Source organism: Samsonia erythrinae (genome assembly GCF_004342665.1).
Taxonomy (GTDB): domain Bacteria; phylum Pseudomonadota; class Gammaproteobacteria; order Enterobacterales; family Enterobacteriaceae; genus Samsonia; species Samsonia erythrinae.
Map to the genome: position 1 here is coordinate 592,902 of NZ_SMBY01000001.1, position 25,427 is coordinate 618,328.

The 25,427-nt window shown below is 53.8% G+C and carries 17 protein-coding genes and 1 pseudogene; 8 read left to right on the forward strand and 10 right to left on the reverse strand.

The genetic code is table 11. The annotated features are described in order from the left end of the window. Positions 1-84: 84 nt before the first annotated feature. From fbpC to EDC54_RS02710, 6 genes are all read right to left on the reverse strand, one after another. Positions 85-1,143, reverse strand: a complete 1,059-nt coding sequence (gene fbpC, locus EDC54_RS02685; protein WP_196238430.1) for a ferric ABC transporter ATP-binding protein — start codon at positions 1,141-1,143, stop codon at positions 85-87. A gap of 5 nt (positions 1,144-1,148) precedes the next feature. After that, positions 1,149-3,227 carry an ABC transporter permease gene (locus EDC54_RS02690; protein ID WP_132452954.1) on the reverse strand — a complete coding sequence of 693 codons (2,079 nt, stop codon included), beginning with the start codon at positions 3,225-3,227 and terminating at the stop codon, positions 1,149-1,151. Positions 3,228-3,399: 172 nt separating this feature from the next. After that, positions 3,400-4,434 (reverse strand): ABC transporter substrate-binding protein, encoded by a 1,035-nt coding sequence (locus EDC54_RS02695; protein WP_132452956.1) that lies wholly within the window; start codon positions 4,432-4,434, stop codon positions 3,400-3,402. A gap of 301 nt (positions 4,435-4,735) precedes the next feature. Then, complete coding sequence (gene uhpC, locus EDC54_RS02700; protein ID WP_132452958.1) at positions 4,736-6,061, reverse strand: MFS transporter family glucose-6-phosphate receptor UhpC; 1,326 nt, start codon at positions 6,059-6,061, stop codon at positions 4,736-4,738. A gap of 89 nt (positions 6,062-6,150) precedes the next feature. Further along, positions 6,151-7,728 carry an MASE1 domain-containing sensor histidine kinase gene (locus EDC54_RS02705; protein WP_132452960.1) on the reverse strand — a complete coding sequence of 526 codons (1,578 nt, stop codon included), beginning with the start codon at positions 7,726-7,728 and terminating at the stop codon, positions 6,151-6,153. 3 nt (positions 7,729-7,731) lie between these two features. After that, positions 7,732-8,361 (reverse strand): response regulator transcription factor, encoded by a 630-nt coding sequence (locus EDC54_RS02710; RefSeq protein ID WP_132453638.1) that lies wholly within the window; start codon positions 8,359-8,361, stop codon positions 7,732-7,734. A 227-nt stretch (positions 8,362-8,588) separates the two neighbouring features. Here EDC54_RS02710 and EDC54_RS02715 point away from each other — a divergent pair, with 227 nt between their 5' ends. Next, entirely contained in the window at positions 8,589-9,404 is an 816-nt protein-coding gene (locus tag EDC54_RS02715) for a MetQ/NlpA family lipoprotein (protein ID WP_380895363.1), read from the forward strand. 152 nt (positions 9,405-9,556) lie between these two features. Here EDC54_RS02715 and cuyB read toward each other — a convergent pair whose 3' ends face one another. Next, positions 9,557-10,273, reverse strand: coding sequence for a cysteate racemase (gene cuyB / locus EDC54_RS02720; RefSeq protein WP_132452964.1), 717 nt, complete (start codon positions 10,271-10,273; stop codon positions 9,557-9,559). 203 nt (positions 10,274-10,476) lie between these two features. On the opposite strand from cuyB, the gene hypT reads away from it, so the two are divergent. Continuing rightward, the gene (gene hypT / locus EDC54_RS02725) at positions 10,477-11,376 is read left to right on the forward strand and encodes a hypochlorite stress DNA-binding transcriptional regulator HypT (RefSeq protein ID WP_132452966.1); all 900 of its coding nucleotides are present in this window, start codon (positions 10,477-10,479) and stop codon (positions 11,374-11,376) included. A 95-nt stretch (positions 11,377-11,471) separates the two neighbouring features. On the opposite strand, the gene EDC54_RS02730 is transcribed toward hypT, so the two are convergent. The 3 genes from EDC54_RS02730 to EDC54_RS02740 all read right to left on the reverse strand — a co-directional run bounded on the left by EDC54_RS02730 (position 11,472) and on the right by EDC54_RS02740 (position 15,711). Beyond that, positions 11,472-12,779, reverse strand: coding sequence for a dicarboxylate/amino acid:cation symporter (locus EDC54_RS02730; RefSeq protein ID WP_132452968.1), 1,308 nt, complete (start codon positions 12,777-12,779; stop codon positions 11,472-11,474). Between the two features lie 613 nt (positions 12,780-13,392). Continuing rightward, positions 13,393-14,286 (reverse strand): GntR family transcriptional regulator, encoded by an 894-nt coding sequence (locus EDC54_RS02735; RefSeq protein WP_132452970.1) that lies wholly within the window; start codon positions 14,284-14,286, stop codon positions 13,393-13,395. Between the two features lie 111 nt (positions 14,287-14,397). Further along, on the reverse strand, positions 14,398-15,711 hold the full coding sequence (locus EDC54_RS02740) for a CitMHS family transporter (RefSeq protein ID WP_132453640.1): 1,314 nt from the start codon (positions 15,709-15,711) through the stop codon (positions 14,398-14,400). Between the two features lie 1,027 nt (positions 15,712-16,738). Between EDC54_RS02740 and EDC54_RS02745 the strand changes: the two are divergent. The 6 genes and pseudogenes from EDC54_RS02745 (at position 16,739) to EDC54_RS02770 (ending at position 25,424) form a co-directional block, all read left to right on the forward strand. Next, positions 16,739-18,423, forward strand: a pseudogene (locus EDC54_RS02745) (methyl-accepting chemotaxis protein). Positions 18,424-18,906: 483 nt separating this feature from the next. After that, positions 18,907-20,811, forward strand: a complete 1,905-nt coding sequence (locus EDC54_RS02750; protein WP_132453642.1) for an FTR1 family iron permease — start codon at positions 18,907-18,909, stop codon at positions 20,809-20,811. A gap of 118 nt (positions 20,812-20,929) precedes the next feature. Then, positions 20,930-21,457: an iron transporter gene (locus EDC54_RS02755; RefSeq protein ID WP_132452971.1), complete on the forward strand. Its 528-nt coding sequence runs from the start codon at positions 20,930-20,932 to the stop codon at positions 21,455-21,457. Between the two features lie 148 nt (positions 21,458-21,605). After that, the gene (locus EDC54_RS02760; RefSeq protein ID WP_132452973.1) at positions 21,606-23,003 is read left to right on the forward strand and encodes a Fe-S-containing protein; all 1,398 of its coding nucleotides are present in this window, start codon (positions 21,606-21,608) and stop codon (positions 23,001-23,003) included. A 2-nt stretch (positions 23,004-23,005) separates the two neighbouring features. After that, complete coding sequence (locus EDC54_RS02765) at positions 23,006-24,298, forward strand: ABC transporter permease (RefSeq protein ID WP_132452975.1); 1,293 nt, start codon at positions 23,006-23,008, stop codon at positions 24,296-24,298. 13 nt (positions 24,299-24,311) lie between these two features. After that, complete coding sequence (locus tag EDC54_RS02770; protein ID WP_196238435.1) at positions 24,312-25,424, forward strand: ABC transporter permease; 1,113 nt, start codon at positions 24,312-24,314, stop codon at positions 25,422-25,424. Positions 25,425-25,427: the final 3 nt, after the last annotated feature.

The following is a 25,427-nucleotide window of genomic DNA, read 5'->3' on the forward strand; positions in this document are numbered from 1 at the left end:
TTCATTGCGTGGCAACAATGACCGCATCCCGAAAGTAGAACCGGGAGCAAACGCTCCCGATATAAACGGATCCGTTGGCAGAATTTACCGCTCGGACAGCACAAACATGCCGTAAGGGTGGATTTGCAGGTAGTAACTGTCACCCGGATTCGGCTGAAGCTGGGTAGCGTTAACCTGCAACAGCAGCGACTGCCCGTGCCAGTCCACCTGCACTTCATATTGTGGCCCCATGTAGGCGACCTGTGTGATGGTGCAGCGCTGGCTTTCCTCACCCTGATGGCTGAGCGTGATGGCTTCCGGGCGAATTCCGACGGTGGATTCGTTTAACCCGGCGGCAAACCCGTCGGGACGCGGAATGAGGTAGCCATAGATGTTCACGCTCTCGGCGGTGAAGGTGGCGGGGAAGATATTGGCGTCCCCCATAAAACTGGCCATGAAGCGGGAAGCCGGCTGGCGGTAGAGCGCCTGCGGTGCGCCTAACTGCATGATTTTGCCTTTGTTCATCACCAGAACCATGTCGGACACCGCAAAGGCTTCGCTCTGGTCGTGCGTGACGTACAGCGAGGTGATGTTGAACTGCTGCTGAAGCTCGCGAATTTTCTCACGCATACTACGGCGCAGGTTGGCATCGAGGTTACTCAACGGCTCATCGAACAGCAGGACTTTAGGTTTGAGGATCAGCGCGCGCGCCAGAGCGACACGCTGTTGCTGCCCGCCGGAAATCTGGTCGACGTAGCGATCTTCAAACCCTTCCAGATCGACCAGCGCCAGCGCTTCTTTTACCCGCTGATGGATTTCCGCCTTCGGGCGACCGAGCATTTTCAGCCCGTAACCGATGTTTTCTCCCAGCGACATATGGGGGAAGAGGGCGTAAGACTGGAACACCATGCAGATATCGCGCTGTTGAATGGAACGGTCCGTGACGTCTTCGCCGTCGATGAAAATCTGACCCTCGGTAGGTTTTTCCAGCCCGGCGACCAGTCGGAGCACCGTGGTTTTGCCACAGCCAGACGGCCCCAGCAGCGTGACCATTTTCCCCTGTGGGATCGCCAGATTCAAATCGTCAATGACGGTGTTGTTGCCGAAACGTTTAGTGACGTGCTTCAGTTCAACAAAGTTTTTTTCTGTATTCAAGGTAATCACTCCGCTTAGTCACTATTCTTGGCTTTTGAGCGGGAAACCCGCGCTTCGCCGACCAGATAATCGAACAGGAAAATAATGGCCAGCATGACCACAATCAGGATGGAACCGTAGGCAATCGCCATACCGTATTCGCCATCTTCCACGCGGTTGAGAATATAAGACGTGGCGACGCGGGTATCTGGGGTGACCAGAAAGATGATGGCGCTGACGGTGGTAATGGCGCGCACAAAACTGTAAATCAGCGCGGACAGAATGGCAGGACGCAGCAGCGGGAGCAAAATATAGAACACCGTGCGCATCGACCCTGCCCTCAGGCTGAGCGACGCCTCGTCCAGCGATTTATCCAACTGCCCCAGCCCGGCGATACCCGCGCGAATGCCGACCGGCACGTTGCGCATCACCATCGAGATGATGACGATCGCCGCCGTTCCTGTTAAGTAAACCGGCGCGCTGTTAAAGGCCAGAATGTAAGACACACCGGCAACGGTGCCCGGTACGGCAAAGCACAACATGGTGGTGAACTCGATGGCTTTCTTGCCGTAGAACTGCTGGCGCACCACGATGTAGGCGATAAGCAGCCCGAACAGGGCCGTAATCGGCGCGGCGATGCCCGCGAACAGCAGCGTATCCAGCAGGGAAGGCCAGGCGCCGTCGCTAAAGCCTTGTCCGAACAGCTTGCTGAAGTTCGCCAGCGTCAGGGTGTAATCCACGCCCCAGTTAACGGTGAAGCTGCCGTAGAAAATGCTGCCGTAGAGTAGAACGTTAAAGGCAATCCAGACATAGAGCAGAATGCTGACGATCCACACCAGCGAAACAGGCAGCGGCTGCACGTCGCCGCGGTAGGATTTACCGGAAATCGTGACGTAAGAGCGTTTACCGATCCACAGATATTGCACGCAGAACACCGCCAGCGAGAACAGCAGCAAAACAACGCCGAGCGTGCTGGCCGACTGGTAATCCAGCTGCGCTCCGGTGATGTAGAAGTAAATCTGGGTGGCGAGCACGTCGAAGTTGCCGCCCAGCACCAGCGGGTTGCTGAAATCGGCCAACGACTGGACGATCACGATCAGAAACGAGTTGGCCAGCGCCGGTTTCAGCAAGGGCAGGAAAATCCGCTGAAAGGTCTGATAGCGGTTGGCACGCAGCGTGTATGAGGCTTCTTCCAGCGACGGATGAATGGTCTTCATCGCGCCTTCCAGGATCATAAACGACATGGGCGTGAAGGCGAGCACCTGCGCCAGCCAGATACCAGTAAACCCATACAGCCAGTTGGTGTTCGTCAGGCCGAACCAATCCACCATCAGTTCTGTGACATAACCGGAGCGGCCCATCATCAGCGTCACGCCTAACCCAACCACAAACGGCGGCGTAACGATCGGTAGTATGGAGAAAATGCGGCCAATAATTGCGGAGCGACGGGCGATGCGCGACGTGTAGATCGCCAGCACCATGCCGAAGAACGTACAGCCGATACCGACGGCGACCGACAGCAGGAAGGAGTTCCAGATCACCCGTAAAATGTGCGTCTGACCCAGAACCTGCATAAAGGCCAGCGGCGCGAATTCACCGCTGTCGTTGGTGAACATCGGGATAAAGATGGCAATGCTGGGATAAAGAATAAACACGCCAATCAGCGCGATGATGCTGATGAGCGAGCCGATGACGAAGCGATCGCCACCCAACCAGTCCAGCCTAGAGAGCGCCAGCGTAATAATCGCGCTCAGCGCGATAAACAGCACGATAGTGCCATAGCCCATTCCGCGCCCTTCTACCGTGGCACTGATGACCACAAAGAGGGCGCAGAACAGGGCGTAAATGGCATCAAAACGGTGGCGACTACGCTGTTTCCGGCCGGGCGTAAACAGCGGACGCGCCAGCAGCCCCAATGGGAACAGGAACCAAAGCAGGCTGATATTCAGGTTCGACCAGCTGTAGGCCGCCAGCAGTTCATCGTGTGAGGCATCAAACAGGCCGTAATCCAGGCTCCACGCTGGCAGCAGCAAAAATGTTGCCGCAATCAGCGCCAGCCACAGGAAAACAGGATCCCGCTCAGGCGTGGGTGAAAGCGTTCGTGTGTGTGACATAGGGTTCCCTGGTACATGCAATGTTGTTTTATGAGATTGAATCGCCGCCGATATGGAATGGAGACTCATCGTGAGCCATGGTCAGGCAGCGATGCTGGGAACACGGCGTTAAGCGACATCCCCATGCGCTTTTCCGCCGTGTTCCCGAGTGAATCTAGGGTAATGACGGCGATTATTTCCCCATTTTCACTTCGTTAACCCACTTGGAAATCAGCGCTTTACGCACGTCTGCCGCGCCGTATTTATCCATGTCGTAGTTGATCAGCTTCAGATCCTGCAACTTCAGCGACAGCGGGGACGCTTCGGCAGTGGTGTTGGTCAGGATCTGGTAGGACTGGCCTTTCTTCCAGGAGAGTTCCTGCGCTTCTTTCGACAGCGCCCAGTCAACGAACAGTCTGGCGTTATCCATGTTGCGCGCGCCTTTCAGGATGCTGACGCCGCCGATTTCGTAACCGGTGCCTTCACACGGGGAGACCAGCGTCAGCGGCGCGCCTTTTTCTTTTTCCAGCGAATAGTCATGCAGGAAGCCGATGCCGATGGCGGTTTCCCCTCGTGCGGCGTTGCGTGCCGGGGCGATGCCGGACTTGGTGTACTGCGACACGTTGGCGTTCAGTTTCTTCAGATAATCAAAGGCCTGATCTTCGCCCCAAAGCTGGGAGAAGGTTGCCAGCGCGGTGTAAGCTGTACCGGAGCTTTGAGGGTCGGCAATCTGGATCTCGCCTTTATAGATAGGGTTAGTCAGATCTTTCCAACATTGCGGAACCGGCAGATTTTTCTCTTTCAGGCGGTCGGTGTTGACGCCGAAGCCAAGAATGCCGAGGTAAACCGCTGACGAGTAGTTACCTTTACGTTTCGCTGGGTCGCGGAACTGCGGCATGATCTGCTCTAGATTCTTAGACTGATAGGGTTCCAGCAGATCCATTTCGCCCGCCTGAGATTGCGGATCCAGCGTACCGCCGTACCAGACATCGGCCTGCGGATTTTTCTTCTCCGCGTCGACTTTTGCCAGCGTGCTGCCGGAACCGTTGCGGATAAAGGAGGTTTTCACGTTGTATTTTTCACCGAAGGCTTTGGCTTCTTCCTCACAGAAGGCATTGGTGGCGCTACAGTAAATGACGAGACGACCTTCAGCGCGCGCGGTGGTGGTGGTCACTGCGGCAACGGTCAGTCCAGCGGCGATGAGGGTCGTTAAGGTATTCAATTTCATGATGTTTTCCTTAGTATATTCCCGTCATACTTCAAGTTGCATGTGCGTTGGCTGCGTTCACTCACCCGAATCACTTACTTGAGTAAGCTCATCGGGATGAAATGAGAGACATCCTGTCTCTCACCGAAGGCCAGCCGCTGGCTGGTCAAATTCGTTCCCGACAAATTTGTCCCTCGCTTGCCGCATTACGAGGCGCATAAATGAGCCTCGCCCTAGCGGGCCAACGCTTGGCGTTGTTCAAAACGCTAACGTTTTGTCCTGAAACTCGAATTATTTAGGGTAGAGTTATCGATTGTTATCGCTATGGTGATGTCTTCAAACGTTCCCGGCGGTTGACGCCTGCCATCAGCAGCGGCATCAATAACAGTCCGATGCAGGCTGAAGCCAACGCCAGAAGAGTAAAAAATCCCGACCATCCGTAGTGTTGCAGCACCTGTGCCAGCGGCCAGCCCGCCAACGCCGCCCCCAGATAGGCAAACAACGCCAGAAAACCTGTCACCGTGGCGGCGGCATCCTTATGGCTGTATTCCGTCGCAGCCAGACCAATCAACATCTGTGGCCCAAAAACAAAAAAACCGATACTGAAAAAACAGGCCGCGAGCAGCGAATAGTGGTGGATCGGCGCCAGCCACAGCGCGGTCATGGTTAAAAACAACCCGAGGGCAAACAGTAAAATCATCGGCGCGCGCTGGCCGCGAAACAGCAGGTCCGAGCCCCAGCCGGCAAACAGCGCTCCCAGCAATCCCCCCAGTTCAAACAGCGACAGCGTGGCGTTCGCGCTGAGCAGGTTGAAGCCGTGGCTCTCCGACAGCCAGATGTTCCCCCAGTCATTCAGTGCGATACGGATCAGGTACACCAGAATGTAGGAGAACCCGAGCAGCCAGAGGGTGCGGTTACGCAGAATCGCATCGCGCAGAATCTGACGCATCGGCATCGGCGGACTCTGCTGCTCCTGACGAATCTCCAGCGCATCGCGTCGCCACTGCCCGACGCTTGGCAACCCCTGTTGTTGCGGTTTGTCGCACAGTTGCCGGCACAGCCACAGCCCGATAACAATGCCGATAATGCCCGGTACCAGCAGCGCCGCCTGCCATCCCCATTCGGAGGCCAGATAGCCCGCGAGCAGCGGGACCGCTGCGCCGCCGATATTGATCGACGTATTCCAGCATCCCCACCAGAGGCCGCGCTCATTGCGCGAATACCAACTGCTCAGCAGTCTGGCGCAGGGGGGCCACCCCCAGCCCTGAAAGAACCCGTTCAGCGCCCAGACAATCAGCAACCCCGTGAGCGACTGGCAGTATATGAACAGAATGTTCAGCAAGCCGGTTATCATCAGCCCGACGCCCATAAACCAACGCACCTGACTGCGATCGCACACCATGCCGGAAATAAACTTGGATGCGCCGTAACAGAGGTAAAACAGCGTCCCCAACAGACCGATATCGCCTTTACTTAATCCCAACTCCAACTGCATCACCGGCATCACGAAGTTGACGCTTTTGCGCGTCAGGTAAAACGTGGCGTAGCCGATGACCATGGAAATCAGCAGCCGAGGCCGCCAGTAGCGATAGCGCTGGCTGATTTGTGTGGGTGAAAGCTGTCCCGTTGGAAACATGGGTGCCTGCATGGGATTCTCCGTCGCGTTAAGAGAAGAATAGGGGGAGGCCGGGCAAAAAGGATGAGACAAGGTTTTAGGCGACTAGGAATAATTCTTAGCTAATCGTCTTTTTGTTTAAATTTTGTGGGCAGGTTAACAATGATGTGCGTTCCGCGCGGCGCATCGTCGTCTGCACGGGTGGCGGCCTTCACCAGCCAGTGACCGCCCAACGCCTGTACGCGCTCCTCAATGCCCCGCAGGCCGAAACCGCCGCCTGCCGGATTGTCTCTGTCTTTTTGCGCAATGCCGATGCCGTTATCAATGACCTCAAGCGTAATCAGGTCATCCTGTTGGGAAAGACGAACGGTGATCTGCGTGGCGCTGGCGTGTTTGTTGATATTGTTCAGCAACTCCTGCACCAGTCGATACAGAGTGAAAATCACCACGTCATCCTGAGGCGGTGTGGGAAGTTGATAATCCAGTTGGAACTGGATACCGCGCGCGGTGAAAGCGAATTCACCCGCCAGATGATGCAGCGCTTTGTCCAACTCCATTTCATTGAGTACCGGCGGACGCAACTGGCGCAGGAGCTGGCGGGTGGTGTGATGGATGCGCCGCGACAGCTCGCTGATTTGTCCGGCGGCCTGCTGCGCCGCATCGGTGGGCGCGCTGTGTTTCACCAGCATTGCCTGAATCTGAATGGCGGTAATGTTTTGACCGATATCATCGTGCAGTTCGCGCGCGATATCTTTGCGCACGGCCTCTTCGGTATGGATGATGCGTGCCATAAGTCGCCGCCGGGTTTTGAGCTCCTGCTCTAACTGCTGACGATAGCGCTGGAGCCGTTGCGCCAGCTGTTGCTGGCGGCTGATGGCGATCCCCAGTCCGATGCCGAGCAGCGCCTGTGTAGAGATAAACAGCTCCAGTTCGCGCAGATCGTTGAACGCGCCGTTTACCTGGCGGGTAGCGGTGATCATCAGGCTGCCGAGCACGGCGGAAAGCACACCGCCTTGCCAGCCGAATTTATACGCCATCACCACGTTGGGCAAAAAAACGAAGATCAGCAGCAGGCGCTCCATCTCGGGTGTGAACGCCATTTGCAGGCAAACACCGATGGAAAAAAACAGCGAACACCAGATCAGCAGAGAGGTACGCAGCGGCGGATCGGGGATCGCCTGCGCCAGCAAGGTCTGTAAGTGCTGCTGCTTGATGTATTCGTACAACAGATAAATGAACGGGATCAGCAGGACGCCGCCGGTGAAGGTGGCCAGCAGCGTCTGCGTTATCGGCGAGGGTAGCCAGGGGCCGATGGCGATACCGTGCAGAATCGTGTTGAGCGTCAGCGTTGCCAGCAACAAAATGAGCCGTTGCCAATAAAGCGTATAACGATGCCAGATTTTATGGGCGGCGATGGCCGGTATCAGGCTGAGGAACGGGGAAATCAGCAGCAGCGAGCGCGTCATAAGCTGCTCGCTGATAAGCCAGCTCTGGAGGGCGATCTCCGCAAGCAATAACGTCGGCCAGTATTTGCGCGGCAGCAAAATCATCAACGCCAACCGCAGCCCCTGCGGCAACAGCAGCGTCGCATGCTGACCGTTGTTGCTCAAGTAGAAACTGATGGTCCACAGCGCCAGCCAGGTCAGGCTGTAGAAAAAGGCCAGAAACAGCGTCATGCCGATAGCGTGCAGCCGTCGCATGTGCTATTGCCCCGTCAGCAGTTGGTGTTGCAGCGCGAAATGCACCAGCTCTACTGTGGATTCGCACTGCAATTTACTGAGAATATTCGCGCGGTGGACGTGAACGGTTTTATGGCTGAGATCAAGCTGTTCAGCGATGCTTTTCACACTCATTCCGTTGATCAACAGGCTGAAAATTTCCCGCTCGCGTGGCGTCAGCGCCAGCAGCGCCTTGGGCGGCTGCTGTTGATTGCGGATGGCGTGCAGCGCGTCGGCACACAGGTAAAGCCCCCCGCTGCTGACCACGCGAACCGCTTGCACTAACTCTTCCGGGCCACAGCGTTTCGTGAGATACCCGCCAGCGCCTGCATCCAGCGCGCTTTGTACAAATGCGGTGGTGTCATAGATGCTCAGAATAATGGCGCGAAAATCGGGACGCTGCTGGCGCAGACGGGTTAATAAGGACAGCCCGCTTTCGTCCGGCATGGCGATATCAATCACGGCAACGTCAATGGGCTGTTTGAGTAAATGTGACCACGCCTGCGTCGCCGTGGCATATTGCCCAACGACCTGAATGTCGTTTTCTAATGCCAGAAGCTGTGCAAAGCCAGACCGTACAACGATGTGATCGTCAACTAAAGCCACATTAATCATGGTTTCGCCGTGTGAATCCAATGTCATTAAAGTGTCATCATGAGCGGGAATCGTGGGGCGAGCAACAGCAGATAAGTAAAATGGAATCGGCTTAACAATATACCGTTATATTTATTGATCACAGGGGGAATTGCATATTGATAGAACGCGGAGTTATTGGACTCGATGAATCGAGAGACATACTGTTTTTTTCTTAATCGATATATTCACGATATCAGAGAATCAGAGTGATGAAGAAATGGCGTATAGCGCTGGTGGCGGGAATGGTTACGGCGACGATGGCGTTGACCGCGTGCGATAACACAGATCATTCTGCCAACCGCATTAAAGTCGGTGTGATTAACGGCGCGGAGCAGGATGTCGCCGACGTTGCGAAGAAAGTGGCAAAAGAAAAATATGGTCTGGATGTTGAGCTGGTTGGCTTTAGCGGTTCGCTATTGCCGAACGAGGCGACGGATAAAAGCGAACTGGACGCGAACGTATTTCAGCATCGTCCTTTTCTGGAACAGCAAAATCGCGAACACGGTTACAAGCTGGTGGCGGTAGGAAATACTTTCGTTTTCCCGATGGCGGGTTATTCGAAAAAGATAAAAAATATCAGCGAACTGAAAGAGGGCGACACGGTTGCGATTCCTTTCGATCCCACCAATCTGGGACGCGCGCTATTATTGCTGGAAAAAACCGGATTAATCACCCTGAAACCCGGGACGGGTTTATTACCGACGGTGCTGGATATCACCACTAATCCGCACAACCTGCGTATTATCGAAGTCGAAGGCGCGCAATTACCGCGTTTGTTAGACGATCCGAAAGTGACCGTAGCGGTTATTAGCACGACATATATTCAGCAAACGGGCCTAACGCCAACGCATGACGGTATTTTTATTGAAGATAAAGAATCCCCCTATGTGAATATCATTGTGACCCGCGAAGAGAATAAAGACGCGGAGAATGTGAAAAAATTCATCAAATCCTATCAGTCTGACGAGGTTGAACAGGCGGCTGATCGTATTTTTAATGGCGGTGCGGTGAAAGGATGGTAGTAATAGTAATTTGATGGCTATGTAGCTGCCGTGGCGAGTAAATCGCCTGCGGCTAAATGGACGGCTGAGTCTACCTTTCTATGCCACTCGGCGAATAGGTAATGCCGAGTGGCATCTTTATTGAAATATATTCATTGAAACGTTAAGCGTACTTAAGCGGCGATAGGTTTTTTCGGACTGTGCGTAAAATACCATTCGACCGTTTTCTTAATTAACGCTTCCGTCGCATCAATATAGTGCTGCGGCGAGGTTTTCGCTTCTTTTTCCAGAATCAGGGGGAGCTCGGTGCAACCCAAAATAATTTTTGTTACGCCCGCTTGCAACAGACGATCTTTTACCGGTGATAATAAGCGATGGGCTCCGGTTATATCACCGGATTTATAAGCGTAGATACTTTCCATTACCTGTTGTTGGTCCGCCTCATCCGGGATGTCGCAATGAATATGATCCGCCGCTAAATTGTCCTGATATATTCTTGCCTTGACCGTTGCCGTTGTTGCTAATAAGCCGACGCGTGTCGTTTTTGCTTCCCGAATGGCCTGACAGGTCACATCGATAATACTGATCATTTCCACACTGCACTGCTGTTTTAATTCATTAAACCAGTAATGCGCCGTATTGCACGGAATAATGATGCACTCAGCGCCTGCATTTTCGAGAATTTTCATGTATTGCAGCATTTTCTTCAGCGGTGATGCGCTGTGTTGAAGAATGCATTGCGTTCTGTCAGGGATATCAGGAATCGATACCGCAATCATCGGAATGTGATCCTGATCCCGGTACGCCGGCGTGTTTTTGATCAATTTTTGCATTGCATCAACGGTAGCGCCCGGCCCCATGCCGCCAAGAATTCCCACGAGACTGTTCATGCTGTTAACCCTGTAGCATTATGAAATTAAAAGAATAATCGCACACTACCGGGCAATGTGAATTGCTAAATTCCCATCTGCTATGTATGATCTGCATAGCTACTGCCATCTCTATGCTTTTATTGGGTTTGTCGGGATGGCGTGATGCGGCTGCATGGGTGATGTAATAACGAAACAGGGCGCTGAGCGTTTAGTGAGGAGTGATGTTGAATAATATCGAAACCAAATGGCTCTATGATTTTATTGCGCTGGAAGAACACCGCAGTTTTACCCTCGCCGCTGAGAAACGGAATATTTCTCAGTCATCATTCAGCCGTCGAATTCAGGCGCTGGAAGCCGCCGTCGGGTTTGATATTTTCGACCGTAGCGCCCAGCCGCTGCAATTAACCGAACAAGGGCGTGTATTCCACGTTTATGTCCGTAATACGCTGGACGATCTGGAGTATCAGCTCAATAAGTTGCAGGGGGGAAATCATTATAAAAATAAAATCACCATTGCGGCGGCACATTCGTTATCGGTATTTATCATGCCGGAGCTGTTAAAGGCTGTCCCGGAACCGCAGGAAAAGATTTTCTATGTTGAATCTATCGATGTGGATGAAGCGGTACTGAACTTAAAAGAAGGGCGTAGCGATTTCATTTTCTCGTTTTACAACGAGGAACTGATGGCGGAGCCCTTTATGCATGAAAAGATCCTGGAATCCCGGCTTTATCCGGTGTGCGCGTGTGACAGCAAGGGAAAGCCGCTGTTTGACGTGAGCGCGTCCTCCGTGCCGTTACTCAACTATACCGAAACCAGCTACATGGGTCGGCAGGTGAGTCGTTATCTGTCCGGCGTCGATAGCGATAAGTTTACCGTCAACTTCGTCTCTTCCATGAGCGACTTGCTCAAACGTATGACGAAGAAAGGCTATGGGATCGCCTGGCTGCCGGACTACTCCATTCAGGAAGAGCTGAAAAACAAAGAGCTGACGATCCTGAGTATGGAACATGCCGTGATCCGCATGGGGGTCTATCTGTATCGGCTTGATGCGCGGCTGAACATGGCTTCTGAAAAGTTCTGGCGCTATATGAAAGGGCTCTCATCGACGTCCGGCTTGTAAGCGTTGCAAGATGTGGGATGTACGACGGGGGGGATTGTACGACGAGGCAGATAAAAAAATAGCGGCCCGCAGGCCGCTATGTGCATTGCCTCGCATCAGCTATTGTGCGTGGCCTGCTGAGGTTCTTTATAGGCGACGACATCGTCGGCTACCTCTTCTTCATCATCATCGTGGATGTCCTTTTCCAGACTGGCCACCACGGCGGTAGAGATGCTGTTGCCGATGACGTTAGTGGCAGTGCGCCCCATGTCCAGGAACTGGTCGATACCGATAATCAACAAGATACCCGCTTCCGGCAGGCTGAACATCGGTAGTGTTGCTGCCACCACGACGATAGAGGCACGCGCGACGCCCGCCATCCCTTTACTGGTGAGCATCAGCGTCAACAGAATCAGGATTTGCTGGGTGATGCTCAGATCGATATTGTAAGCCTGCGCGATGAACAGAATCGCAAAAGACTGATACATCATGGAGCCGTCAAGGTTGAACGAATAACCGAGCGGCAGCACAAAGCTGGTGACTTTTTTCGGCACGCCGAATTTGGCCAACGCTTCCATGGTTTTCGGGTAGGCGGATTCGCTGCTCGCGGTAGCGAACGCCAGTATGGTGGGTTCACGGATCAACTTCGCCAGCGTAACGATGGCTTTGCCCAGGAACAGGTAGCCAACCAGAAACAGCACGCCCCACAGCACGGCCAGACCGAGGTAGAACTCACCGATGAGTTTACCGAAGTCGTAAAGCAACCCCAGCCCTTGTGTCGCAATGGCGGAAGCGATTGCGGCAAAAACGGCAATAGGCGCCAGCGCCATCACATAGTCGGTCACGCGGAACATCACTTTGGTCAGCTCCTCGATCATCGCAATCATCGTGGTCGCGTGCTTGTTTTTGCCTTTTACATAGGCAAGCGCGGAACCGAAGAACAGGGAAAACACCAGAATTTGCAGGATTTCATTGTTCGCCATCGCTTCTGTGATACTTTTCGGGAAGATATGGCTGATGAAGCTCTTAAGCGTAAACCCGTCGGTATTCAGGCCTGTCGCCACCTGCTGTGCCGGGATATCGAGATTCATGCCTGAACCCGGTTGGAACAGGTTCGCGAAGAGCATACCGATAAGCAGAGAAATGAACGATGCGCTGACAAACCAGATCATCGCTTTCATACCGATACGACCAACGGCCGAGGTGTTTCCGCCCATACTCGCCAAACCGGAAACCAGCGTAGCAAAGACTAACGGCGCGATGATCATCTTAATCAATCGCAGGAAGATATCGGTGACCATATTGAAATAAGACGCCACTTCCTTTGCCCGACCACCATCAAGGTATTGGTGGCACGCCCATCCGATTAATATCCCCAAGACGATAGCGAAAACTATCTGTATAAGTAATTTCTGCCTTTGCATATAAACCTCATGTTGATGAATTGATTCAGACAACACAATATTATTATTGTCGTACGATGGCCGATGCGTTTCCCGAAACGCACTCATCCTCGTCCTGATTTTTCATTGGGGTGTTGTGTCTGCTCGCCGATATTACAACGATTCTTGTGTTTTACATTTTTTTTCTGCGGAAGGTTATGTAATTGTGACCTTTATCATGCAAAACATGCATACTTTCATCGGGTTTAATGACAAACGGGGATATGTCAGTGGGACGCGCATCAAACGGAAATTGTTTAATAGTTTTTATTAAACAATAAGTTATGGTGTTTTTCTATGCGGATGGATGCCTGCGAAACGTGTTGGATTAGTATTACTAATGATCAGGGGCGGGATATCAATAAAACCTATTCCCCGCAGGTTAAAAGTCAGATAAAAATAATCAACGAAATGATGATAACCACTTTGTTTTTCATTTACATTATTTTTTAAATTATTTTAACTGAGACTTTGTTTGTTTATCTATGATATGTGGCATGTAAAAAGCGCAATTTTTAATCAACAGGTTGCGATTTGAAAGAACAGGGGCGTAATACGGTGATGAGGGTTATTTAAAACCGTATTGTTGATGATTTCAACGAAACAGATCGATGCTCACTTTGTCGTGACGTGCTTTCTCAAGATGCTTCCTCATCCTGTCTGCTGCGGTTGCCATCTCTCCCCGCTGTAAAGCGTCAATGATCGTCAGGTGTTCTGTAATCTGTTCCAGCCGCTTGGGATGAAACCCCAGACTGCTTTGTCGGTATTCCACCAGACGCCGTAACTGATTGATCCGCTGCAAACTGGCGTGGGCAAAGCGGTTACCGCTACAGGCGAGCAGCGTTTCATGAAAATGCGTATTGGCATCGAACATTTCATGAGGGGTCATTGTCCGATAACCGCCGTTGAGAATCGCTTCCTGTTGTTTACGGCAGGCGTTGAGGATTTGCGGCTCGATATGAAACTGCGGCGATAGCAGGCTGGCGGGTTCGATCAGAAGACGATAGGTAAAACTTTCCTCATAAGCGGCGACGGAATCAATAATCGGCGTGGTTCTCCAGCCCTGACCGGTGCGAAATTCCAGCCAGCCTTCCTGCTGAATGCGCGTCAGAACGTTACGCAGTACCGCGCGAGAAACCTGACATTCCCGCATCAACTCCACTTCTGAAAACTGCGCCGGCAGCAGACGGGCAAGGCGCATATCGACAATCTTCTGATAAAGCGGTTCCTCGCTACTGGCGGCCAGTTCTGTGACCAACTGGCTTAACTCGTCGGCATGGCGCTCAAGATAAAATCCCCGATTGCGGTGATAATTCAGCATCCCTTTTTCCGTCAGATACCGCAGCGCGGCCTTGACCGGCGTGCGTGACGCGTTCAACACCTGCGCCAATGAGGATTCGATCAGGTGAGCGCCGCGAGGTAGCTGCTCGCGGCGGATATAGGCGACAATTTGCCTGACAATCCTTGTCTGTAACGGGGTTAACGTCATGGCTATCCTGCTATGTCATATAGGGTACTGCGGTCGCGTCTTAATTTTCAGGTCATGTATAGAAGATGCTGGCCGTGGCGTTTGCTCCGGTTTCACCGGAGCAAACCCGATTTACCGGTGATAGAACGGAAACGCGCCGAAAAGAATTCCGCCAACCATCAGCGACAGGCTGACAACAATCGCCCATTTCATGGCGAAGCGCTGGTGATCGCCAATGTCTACCTTTGCCAAACTGACCAGCAGGTAGAGTGAGGGGACCAGCGGGCTAAGCAGGTGAAACGGTTGTCCGATAATTGACGCGCGAGCAATCTCCTCTGGCGTAATACCATAGTTGACCGCCGTCTGCGCAATAACGGGTAAGATTCCGAAATAGAATGCATCATTGGACATCAGGAAAGTGAACGGCAGGCTAATGAGCGCGGTAAACACCGCCAGATAGGGGCCGAGGCTCTCCGGGATCACCTGCAACAGGCTTTTCGCCATGGCTTCCACCATGCCGGTGCCGGATAGGATCCCGGTGAAAATCCCAGCGGCGAAAATGAGCGAGGTGACGGCCAATACGTTAGCGGCATGTGAGCCGATCCGCGCTTTTTGCTCTTCCAGCTTGGGGTAGTTAAGCATGACGGCAATGGCGAAGCCGAGCATAAACAGCACCTGAATAGGCAGAGTACCCATCACCAGGAACACCAGGAGCAGGGTGGTCAGAATAAAATTCGGCCAGAACATGTTAGGGCGTCGGTTGGTGTCACTCTCTTCGTCGCTGCCGTTACCGAGGTTGATCGCGGCGTTCTGAAAATCACTGATATCAATAATCCCCAATCGTTTACGTTCCTGTAGGCCGAGATAAACGGCGACGCCGACCAGCGTCAGGCTGGCTAAAATAATCGCGGGCAGCATGGGGAGGAAAACGTCCAGCGCGTCGACCCGGAGTGCGGCGGCGGCACGTGCCGTAGGGCCGTCCCAGGGAGAAAGATTCATCACCCCGCTGGCGATATTCACCAGACAGGTCAACCCCAGCACGCTCATGCCCAGGCGTTGATAAAGCGGCAAGAATGCGGCGATGGCAATCATATACGTGGTCGTGCTGTCGCCATCCAGCGCCACCATCAGCGTCAGAATGGCGGTTCCGACCAGCACTTTCAGGGGGTCGCCTTTGACCAGACGGAGAATGAACCGCACCAGTGGGTCAAACAGTCCCGTATCGATCATGATACCGAAATAAAGTATGGAGAAGGTGAGCATGACGCCGGTCGGGGCCAGCGTTTTGATGCCCTCCAGCATCATGGCGCCCAGCCCCTGATAAAAACCTGCCGCCAGCGCGAAGAGTGTCGGCACGAGGATCAACGCGATGAGTGCGGACATCCGTTTGGTCATGATGAGGTACATAAAGCAGATGACCATGGAGAAACCGAGAATTGTAAGCACCATTAACCTCCTGTTTTCATTTCTTGCTTTTATTTCTCGCGCTATTGCGAGCGTTGTACCGCTGTCCTCTTCCTGAGTGAATTGAGGAGGCGGGGATCATGCCGTTTTGCGTCACGGAATAGAGAAAGGCGTTGAATAGCGTTATTTCCTGATGTTGGTGACGTTCAGGAAATGAATAAATGAAAGGACGTCATCAGCCGCCGGGGTCAAAACGAATAATAAATACCCGATAATGAGGAAAGTGCGGGGTTGCGATGATCGGTAACATAAATGGCCTCTATGCGAGCGATGATAATATGCCTTTTATCCCTGTCGTCCGATGATAAACGATTGTTTATCTGTGGTTTATCTGCAAATCTTTGGCTGATTGATCATGGTTTTCAGGTGATTGTTTTGTTAAAAACAAATTAAATCATTGTAAAATGAAACGCAAATTGCGCTTTTTTGGAAGAAAAAACAATTTGCCGTTGAGACGACGATAACCAGTAGGAAAATTTTAAAAGATAAACGGTGATGTAAAAAATGCATGGCGGCGTAGAAAATTATTATCAAGTTATGGGAATTTTGCCGTTTTTATTAATACTTGTTTACAAGTAGAGCGGAAATAAAATCTTCCGTCGGGCACAGCCCACCTAACGACGGTGTGTGTTGTGTCGCGCAACGGCTTTTTCCATCGGGCATTTGCACGGAAAATAACCCCAGGCCGTATTCATCCTCTTTATTTGTTAATGCCTATACTGTTTTTGACGATACTAACTCTAGATGTCAGCGATAAGGTCGCATCTTGATGCCTGTCGGCAGGGTTACCACAATGGATTTGGTGTATCAGGGAAGGTAACACATTCTATTTATTGTTTTTTAATTTCCCAGACAATGGGAATGAATCAGGGAATTCCAGTACGTCCGTCCTGGCATGCCGTTTTCAGGGGCATGATAGGACGGGCGGCACCGTTATGAACAAAACAGTCAATACTTTTCCGGCTGAACGTACAGGCGGGAAAGAGTGATTAACGTCGCGGAGTGCATTATGGAGTTTCTAAAAAATGTCAGCATCAAACTCATGGTGCTGATGATAGTCGTTTCCCTATTGGCTGTGTGGGGCGTGGCATCCGGGTTTAGTCTTTATTCGCTTTATAAAGTGACGAATTTACTTGATAAAAGTGAGACCCAGCAAAAAACCTATTCTCATCTGGTCTATGGTACCGACCAATATTTTCGTGCAGTGACTCGCATGGAAAGAACCATGGATTATTTACAAAATAACGAGGTGGCAAACGCGAAACAAACGTTAGATCTGGCACAGGTTGCGATAAAGAATACCAAGGATTCGCTGGAGAAATTCCAGACCGCGGAGCACATCGGCGTCGATCAGGCTACGGTTGATACGGTGAAAGAGACCTGGAATACGCTGGTCACGTCTTCGATCGATCCCATGAATGCGGCGTTGCAGCGTAACGACCCCGAGGCTTTTCGCCAGATTTTCCGTTCCACCTATCCCCCTGTCAGCCTGAAATTTGGCGATGACGTCAAACGTTATTCGGACAGTATTACCTCTTCTGATTTGATTCCAACCGTCAGCGAGCACAATGAGAAAAACCGTAACGCGCTCATTGCCGCGATGGTCATCGGCGTTATCGTGGTGATTTTCACCGAATATTACCTGAGAAATTATCTGGTGATACCGATAGCCGTGCTGAAATCCCATCTGTCGCAGCTCACCGCGGGGCGTTTAGGATGCGAACTGGCCGAGTTTGGTCGCAACTGTGCGGGACGCTTGATCCCCGATATTAAACAGTTGCAGAAAAGCCTGCGTGATACGGTGAGGGTCATCCGGCAAAGTGCGTCGGAAATCAGTTACGGCACCTCAAATATCAAGGATGGCAACAACGACCTCTCCAGTCGAACGGAGGAGCAGGCGGCCGCGCTGCAACAGACGGCCGCCAGCATGGAGCAAATTAGCTCCACGGTGCAGCAAACCGCCGAAAACGTGCATCAGGCGCGTAAGCTGGCGCAGGAGGCGGCCAGCATGGCGCAGAAAGGCGGAAATATCAGCACCAACGTGATGACGACGATGGAGGGCATCAGCGCCAGTTCTCGGCAGATTTCCGATATCACCTCGGTGATTAACGGTATCGCGTTTCAGACTAATATTCTGGCGCTGAACGCGGCGGTAGAAGCTGCGCGCGCGGGGGAACAAGGGAGAGGGTTTGCCGTGGTGGCAGGGGAGGTTCGTACGCTGGCGCAGCGCAGCGCAGCGCGCAGGCGGCGAAAGAGATTGAAGCATTGATTGGGAAATCGGTTTCGCGGGTGGAGGCCGGGGCAGGGCTGGTGAAGCAATCCGGTGACGCGATGACGGCGATCATCGATTCCATCGCTCAGGTCAATGATTTAATTAGTGAAATCGCCGCGGCAACGGATGAACAAACGCGCGGTATTACGCAGATTAGCCAGGCTGTGCATGAAATGGATAGCGTCACGCAACAGAATGCGTCTCTGGTGATGGAATCGGCGGGGGCCGCGGCCCGGTTGGATGAGCAAACTAATGAGCTGTTGGCCGTCGTTGATGTGTTCGAACTTGATTCGGCGAGCGACCCGTCAAACACATTTACCCGCCCGGTAGGGGTTGTCCCCGCTGACCGGACTGCGGGCACAGGGACAACACCACTGTTGTCGGGGCATGGGCGTAACGGCGAAGGCTGGGAAAAATTTTGATCCGCTGCGGTCTGGCCCTCGATAACAACGGTCTGGGCAAAGGATAGCAACAGGGTGCTGACGAACAGGGCGGAAAGGCGTCGTCCATGTTCTGTCGGTGCGCCATTCCTCGTGAAGCGGGATGGGGAATTTACCGCCAGACATGTTCAGTGACAGGGAGTCAGGCCTTTTTTCTGTCAATCAGGCTCCGAAAAATGTAAAGAAACGATATTTTTAACGAGAGAGGTGAAGCGTTTAACGCAAGATTTTATTTATTGGTATATTTATTGCATTGTTTGTTTTTGTCGGTTTTATGTCCTAAACCCCCTGTTTTAATGGGTGGATGGCCAGGAAATGGGCTTTGTCTGAGGTTATATTTGAACTGAAATTGTTTGTTACAAACTAAAGTCACTGTTGCCCACCTTTTCGTGACGTAAATCAAGACAGCCTGTCGCTTAAGAGTGATTATAAGAATAACTATCATTTCTGCTTTCTCATATGACTATGTCTATCTGGCAAAAAACGTTTTGGTTGCTGTGTTGGTTATTGAGCTGCTCAACGGCGTTGGCGACGAGCGATTACGCTTCATTTATCAAAGATATTGAAACCCGGCTGGATACCACGGCGCGGCTTTACGCAGAGCAGCAACCGCAAGAGGCCCGGACGGAAGTTCAGATGGCCTATTTTGAGGTGTTTGAAAACCTTGAAGGTCCTATTCGCATCAATATCTCCGCGCAGAAAAGCTATCAACTCGAAGCGACCTTCGGTGAAATTCGCCGCATGATAGGCGAAGGAAAACCGCAGGCCGAGGTGCAGGCAAAAATTTCGTGGCTGAAGGGCGAGCTGGATGCCGTTCTCCCCGTGCTGTCGGGCGGGCACAAGCTGGTGGCGCAGGAGCAGCACGGCGCTTATGACAATGCCGAAATAGCGCCGTACTGGCAGCAAAGCTTTAAAATCATTGATGACCAACTGGCGCAGGCCGTAAGTGAGTATCAGGCTGGGGACTACAAGAAAGCCAGCCAGAGCGTGCAGCAGGCGCATTATCAGGGCTTTAAAAATTCCGAGATGGAAATGTCCGTGCGGCAGAACCGCTCAGCGCAGCAGGCCGCCGCGATTAATCAACAATTTTCCACGCTGATCGCGCTAGCCAGCCAACCCGACCAACTTACGGACGTCGCGTATCGCGTTACTACGCTCTTGCAGGATATTGAAGATACGTTGCCCGGGTTGCCGACGACGCGAGACAGCCAGCAGGCGATGGCGACACAGGATGCCAATGCGGATGCCGGTGCAGCGCCGGATACCAACTGGGCGAAGGTCGCTGACGATATCAATCAGGCTATTGCCGGCGCCATTGCGCAATACCAGCAGGGGCAGGTGAAACCCGCCGTCATGGCCGTGCAGGACGCCTATTTCGATCTGTTTGAAGCCAGCGGCATGGAGAACAAAGTCGGTTCTCGCGATGCGGCGTACAAATCTACGCTGGAGGGGTATTTTACCCGTTTGGTGAGTCTGATGAATGCCAAACAACCTGTGGAATCGCTTCAGGTGCAGGCGGATGCGCTACGGCAGGGGCTGGCGAATGCGGTCACAATGTTGGGCGAAGGCGGCGAAACGCACTGGAGTCTGTTGATTTACAGCCTGCTGATCATTGTGCGCGAGGGGCTGGAGGCCTTACTGATCGTGGCGGCGATCGTGGCCTATCTGGTGAAAAATAATCAACAGGATAAGCTGCCATTGATTCGCCAGTCGGTGTACGTCGCGCTGCTGTGCAGCGTGGTGACCGCCGTGATTTTCCAACTGCTGTTCACTAATGCCGGCGCCAGTCGTGAACTGTTGGAAGGCGTAACGATGCTGATCGCCGTGGTGATGCTGTTCTTCATGAGCTACTGGCTGTTGTCGAAAGTGGAAGCCCGACACTGGAAAGCCTATCTGGAAGGCAAGTTGTCCCATTCGCTGAGCAGTGGTTCGATGATCGGCCTATGGTTGACCAGCTTTCTGGCGGTGTACCGCGAAGGCGCGGAGACGGTGCTGTTCTATTATGCGCTGGTTGGCGATGCCAGCAATGTGGCGGGGCATCTCGCCATTCTGGCGGGGTTTGCCATCGGCTGCGTGATCCTATTTATCGCCTATCTCCTGATGCGCTATACCGTGGTTAAACTGCCGCTTAAGCCGTTTTTCATGTTTACCGGCTGCTTTATGTACCTGATGGCGTTTGTGTTTGCGGGTAAAGGCGTTCTGGAACTGATCGAAGGCAAGCTGTTTGAACCGACGTTGCTGCACGGCGTGCCGGAAATCAGCGGGCTGGGAATTTATCCTTATGTGGAAACGCTGATGCCGCAGGGAGCGTTGATTATCGCGGCGCTCATCGCCCTGTGGGTAATGCGTCGCAGGGCGTCTGACGCCTGATCGCGCAACGATGATGTTAATTGAAGACTGAAAGCAATGAGAGCAGGAAATAACCATAACAACCCCAATTGATGAGTGAACCAGACTGGGGGAAACGACTGAAATGAGGATGGGTTTGATGAATATGCAAAAAAGTCTGATTGCCGCGGCCGTGATGGCCGGTATTTTTACGGCGCCTGCCGCGCTGGCGTTTAAAGAGTACCCGGCGGGTGAACCCGTCTCCATGAATGAAATGGAAATTGCCGCCGTTTATCTGCAACCCATTGACATGGAGCCGCGTGGTATGGGGCTGCCTGCGGCGAAAGCCGATATCCATTTAGAGGCGGATATTCATGCTGCGGAAGGTAACAAAAACGGTTTTGGCGCCGGCGAATGGATGCCGTTTCTGACCATCGCTTACACGCTGACCAACACGGATACAGGGGCGAAGCAGGAAGGAACGTTCATGCCGATGGTCGCCAGCGATGGCCCTCACTATGGCGCGAACATCAAAATGATGGGGGTGGGCAACTATAAAGTGACGTACCACATCGATCCGCCATCCAAAGCGGGTATGCACCGCCATACCGACAGCGAAACGGGCGTGGGCCGCTGGTGGAAACCGTTTGATGTCAGCTTTGATTTCAAATACGTCGGTTTAGAATAAGGTCTTCCGTCCGCGACGTTCTGTCGCGGCGATGTTCAGTTTACGCCTCAGCGGGTACGCGTTGCTGCCCGCCGGGGCGTAGGTTTCCCCACCGGAGCGTAGACGGTTGCGCCGTTAACACATGCAGCCTGAAGTACGACGGGTATATATGAGTTATTTTTTTACGACAACGTTGCAATCCTTCCTGCCGATAGCACTTTTGCTCGGATTGAACTGGAGCCACCGCGCCAAACCGGAAATCCGGTCGCTGGGTTGGACTACGCTACTGGCGCTGGTCTTCGGCACGTTGATTGGCGTTCACTTTCCCAACGGACAAGCGTTTCTGCTGGGGACGACGGTACTTCAGACGTTTGCCCTGATCCTGTTTCTGGTCTGTCAGTGTTTTTCTCATTCGCGCATCGGTTATCTGTGGCTGGCGCTTCTAGTGGCGGGCGCGGCGGCGCATTGGGGCCGCGATCCCAACCTGAGCGCGCTAACCACCACTCACGTGGTCAATACCGATCTGATACTGAATCTCAGCGCCGTGGTGCTGGCGTTTGGCTGGCTGGTGTTCTGTGCCGCGCTGTGCGGCATGATTGTACGGCGGATTCGTCTTCTGCGCTGGCCGCTTCTGGTGCTGCTGGTTGCGCTTCTGCTGGTGCCGATAAGCGGCAACCTGCTGCTTCTCTTGATGAAATTACAGGTGCTGGGTTTAACCAAGCCGCGCCTGAGCTACGTGGCGCATGTCACCAACAGCGCGTATTTATTCAATTACCTCAGCGCCTTGTTGATGGCGGTATTGGTGGCCGGGTTGGTTTGGCCGCTGCGGGAGGCGCACCGCAAGCAACAGGCTGCGCATGGGGCAATCGAAAAGCGCAAAGCGACGGCAGGTTACCGCACGGTCCGGCGCACGCTGCTGGCGACGACGGCCGCGTTGCTGGTTGTCGTCTTCGTTCAACTCTATTGGGACAAGATCGCATCGCAGCCGCCGCGTCTTTCCGAAGCGCAGCCGGTGACGCTGGCAGCCGATGGCAAGGTGCACATTCCGATTGAGCAGGTGCGCGACGGCAAACTGCACCGCTTCGTCTGGATTGCCGATGATGGCAAAGCCGTGCGCTTTTTCGTCATTAACCGCTACCCCGATCGTCTGCGGCTGGGCGTGGTGTTTGATGCCTGCCTGCTGTGTGGCGATCAGGGCTACGTGATGGAGGGGAATCAGGTGATTTGCGTGGCCTGCGGCGTGCACATTTTCATTCCATCCATTGGGAAGGCGGGGGGATGTAATCCGGTGCCGATCGAAGGCTGGAGCAATGACGACCACGAGCTGGTGATTGCTCAGGCCTCGCTGGCGGCAGGCACGAACTACTTTTCGACGATAGTGGCGATGGACGTGACCGATCCGGTTGACGGCACCCGGCTGACCAACGTCGACGCGGAGCATAAATATCGCTTCGGCGGCAAAACCTACTTCTTCTCGTCGGAAGCAAACTATAACCGCTTTCGCGAAAACCCCGCGAAATTTGCCACTGCCAATGCGGTGGCGGGTGAGCAGGCGGAGGGCGAATAATCATGCTGTGGCGACTGTTGCGCCAGTCCTGGCGCAGAAACCTTCGGCGTAAATCGCTGGCGGTGCTGACCGTGTTTTTGGCTGCCGGGCTGATCTCCGCGCTGCTGGCGGTGTCTATCGATATTGGCGATAAAATGGCGCGTGAGCTGAAATCTTACGGCGCGAACATTTTGATTGAGCCTGCGGCTCAGGCGGCGCTGCCTGCGCTGTTCGGCGAGCGCAGTAATCCGCTGGAGGGGCAGGATTTTCTTGATGAAGCCGAGCTACCGAACATCAAGGATATCTTCTGGCGCAATAACATCGTCGGTTTTGCACCGATGTTAAGCGGTGACGTTGAGGTCAATGGCCAGCCGGTGGCGGTGCTGGGCACCTTCTTTTCTCAGCCTGTCGCCGTACCGGATGAAGAGGATTACCGCACGGGGCAAATCACCGTGAGTCCGTACTGGCAGGTGAACGGGCAATGGCCGCAGGAGCCGGTAGCGGCGAATAATACGGCGCAGACGCTGGTCGGTAAACAGCTGGCGGCGCAAACGGGCTGGAAAGTGGGCGATAAACTCACGCTGCACGGCGCGAAAGGCGAGGCGACGGTCGCGGTGAGCGGGATACTGAGCAGCGGCGGTGAGGAAGAGGGCCGTCTGGTGCTGCCGCTGGCGACGGTGCAATCGCTGCTGGGATTGGACGGTAAAATTCAGGCGATTCGCGTGTCGGCGCTCACCGTGCCGGAAAATGAACTGTCGCGCCGGGCGCGTGAGAATCTGGACGGGTTGAATGCGGAAGAGTACGACCTCTGGTACTGCACTGCGTATGTCTCGTCCATCGCGCACCAGTTGGAAGAAGCGATTTCCGGTTCGGTCGTGCGTCCTATCTGGCAGGTGGCGGCCTCGGAAGGCGTGGTGATTGACAAAATTCAGTTGCTTCTGGCGGTCGTGACGTTTGCCGCGTTGGTGGCATCGGCGATGGGGATCGCCTCGCTGATGACCAGCACGATTATGGAACGCGCGAAAGAGATCGGGTTGATGAAGGCGCTGGGCGCTCGTCAGTGGCAGATTATGCTGCTGTTTTATCTGGAGGCCGCGCTGAGCGGGCTGGCTGGCGGCCTGGCAGGGTGCGTAGCGGGCTGGGGGCTGGCGAAAGCGATTGGGTTGATGCTGTTCGGCGTCCCGCTGAGCTTCGCCTGGATCGTGATCCCCTGCGTTCTGGTGATATCCATACTGATTGCCCTCATCGGGACGTGGTTCCCTGCGCGGCGCATCGCCAAACTGTATCCGGTGGAGGTGCTGTATGGGCGCGAATAGTGGGATGAACAGCATGTTCTGGCGTTTGGTGTTGCGCGCGTTGCGGCTGCGCGCGCAGCGCGTCAGCGTCGTCTTTGCCGCGCTGATGGTCGGCGCGGCGATCGTGACGGCGATGTCTGCCGTCTACTTCGATATTAATGCCAAGATGAGTCAGGAATTGCGTACCTTCGGCGCAAATTTTTACATCGGCCCGGCGCGGGGTAACACCCTTGCGCAAAGCACGTTTCAGTCGATTGTCGATAGCGCGCCAGCCGGGTTAATTAATGCCGCCAGCCCCTATCTTTACGGCATGGCGCGCACGGAACTGGAGAAAGTGGTGTTGATGGGCGTGGGGTTCGAATCGCTGCGTCAGCTGGCTCCGTACTGGCAGGTTTCGGGCAACTGGATTGGCGTCAACTTTGACGACCGCAACGCCATGATTGGCGTAAAACTGGCGCAGCGGTTGAATGTTAACGTCGGCGATAGCGTTACGCTGGTCGGCGACGGCGGAAGACAGCGCTTGCAGATCAAAGGCGTGGTGGAATCCGGTGATGCCACGGACAACATGCTGATTGTGAATCTGCAACTGGCGCAAACCTGGCTGGATAAAGACGGCGCGATTAGCAACGCTCTGCTGAGCGTCCGTAACGATCTGGGGCAGGTCGATCGCTTTGCCGCGCGGCTTCAGCAGGCGTACCCGCAGTTGGAGATCCGCCCGATCCTCAAGGTGTCGGCCTCGGAAGGTCAGGTGCTGGATAAAATCAAAGGGCTGATGGGGCTGGTTTCGGCCGTCATCCTCGTGCTGTCTTCGCTGTGCGTCAACACCACGCTGATGGCGATTGTCGGCGAGCGCTCGCGTGAGTTTGCGCTACAGAAGGCGCTGGGCGCGAGTGGGCGGGACATCATCCGGCAGATGCTGGCGGAAACCGGCATAATCGCGCTGGCGGCCATTGTCTGCGGGTTGCTTCTGGGATACCTGCTGGCGCAAGTGCTGGGCATGGCCGTCTTTAATGCGACGATCTCGCTGCGTTTACCGGTGTTCCCGCTGACGCTGGGGCTGTCTTTATTGGTGGCGGCGGTTGCCGCTGTGGTTCCCACCCGGCGGGCGATTTTTGTTGAACCCGCCAAGGTGTTGAAAGGAGAGTAGTGC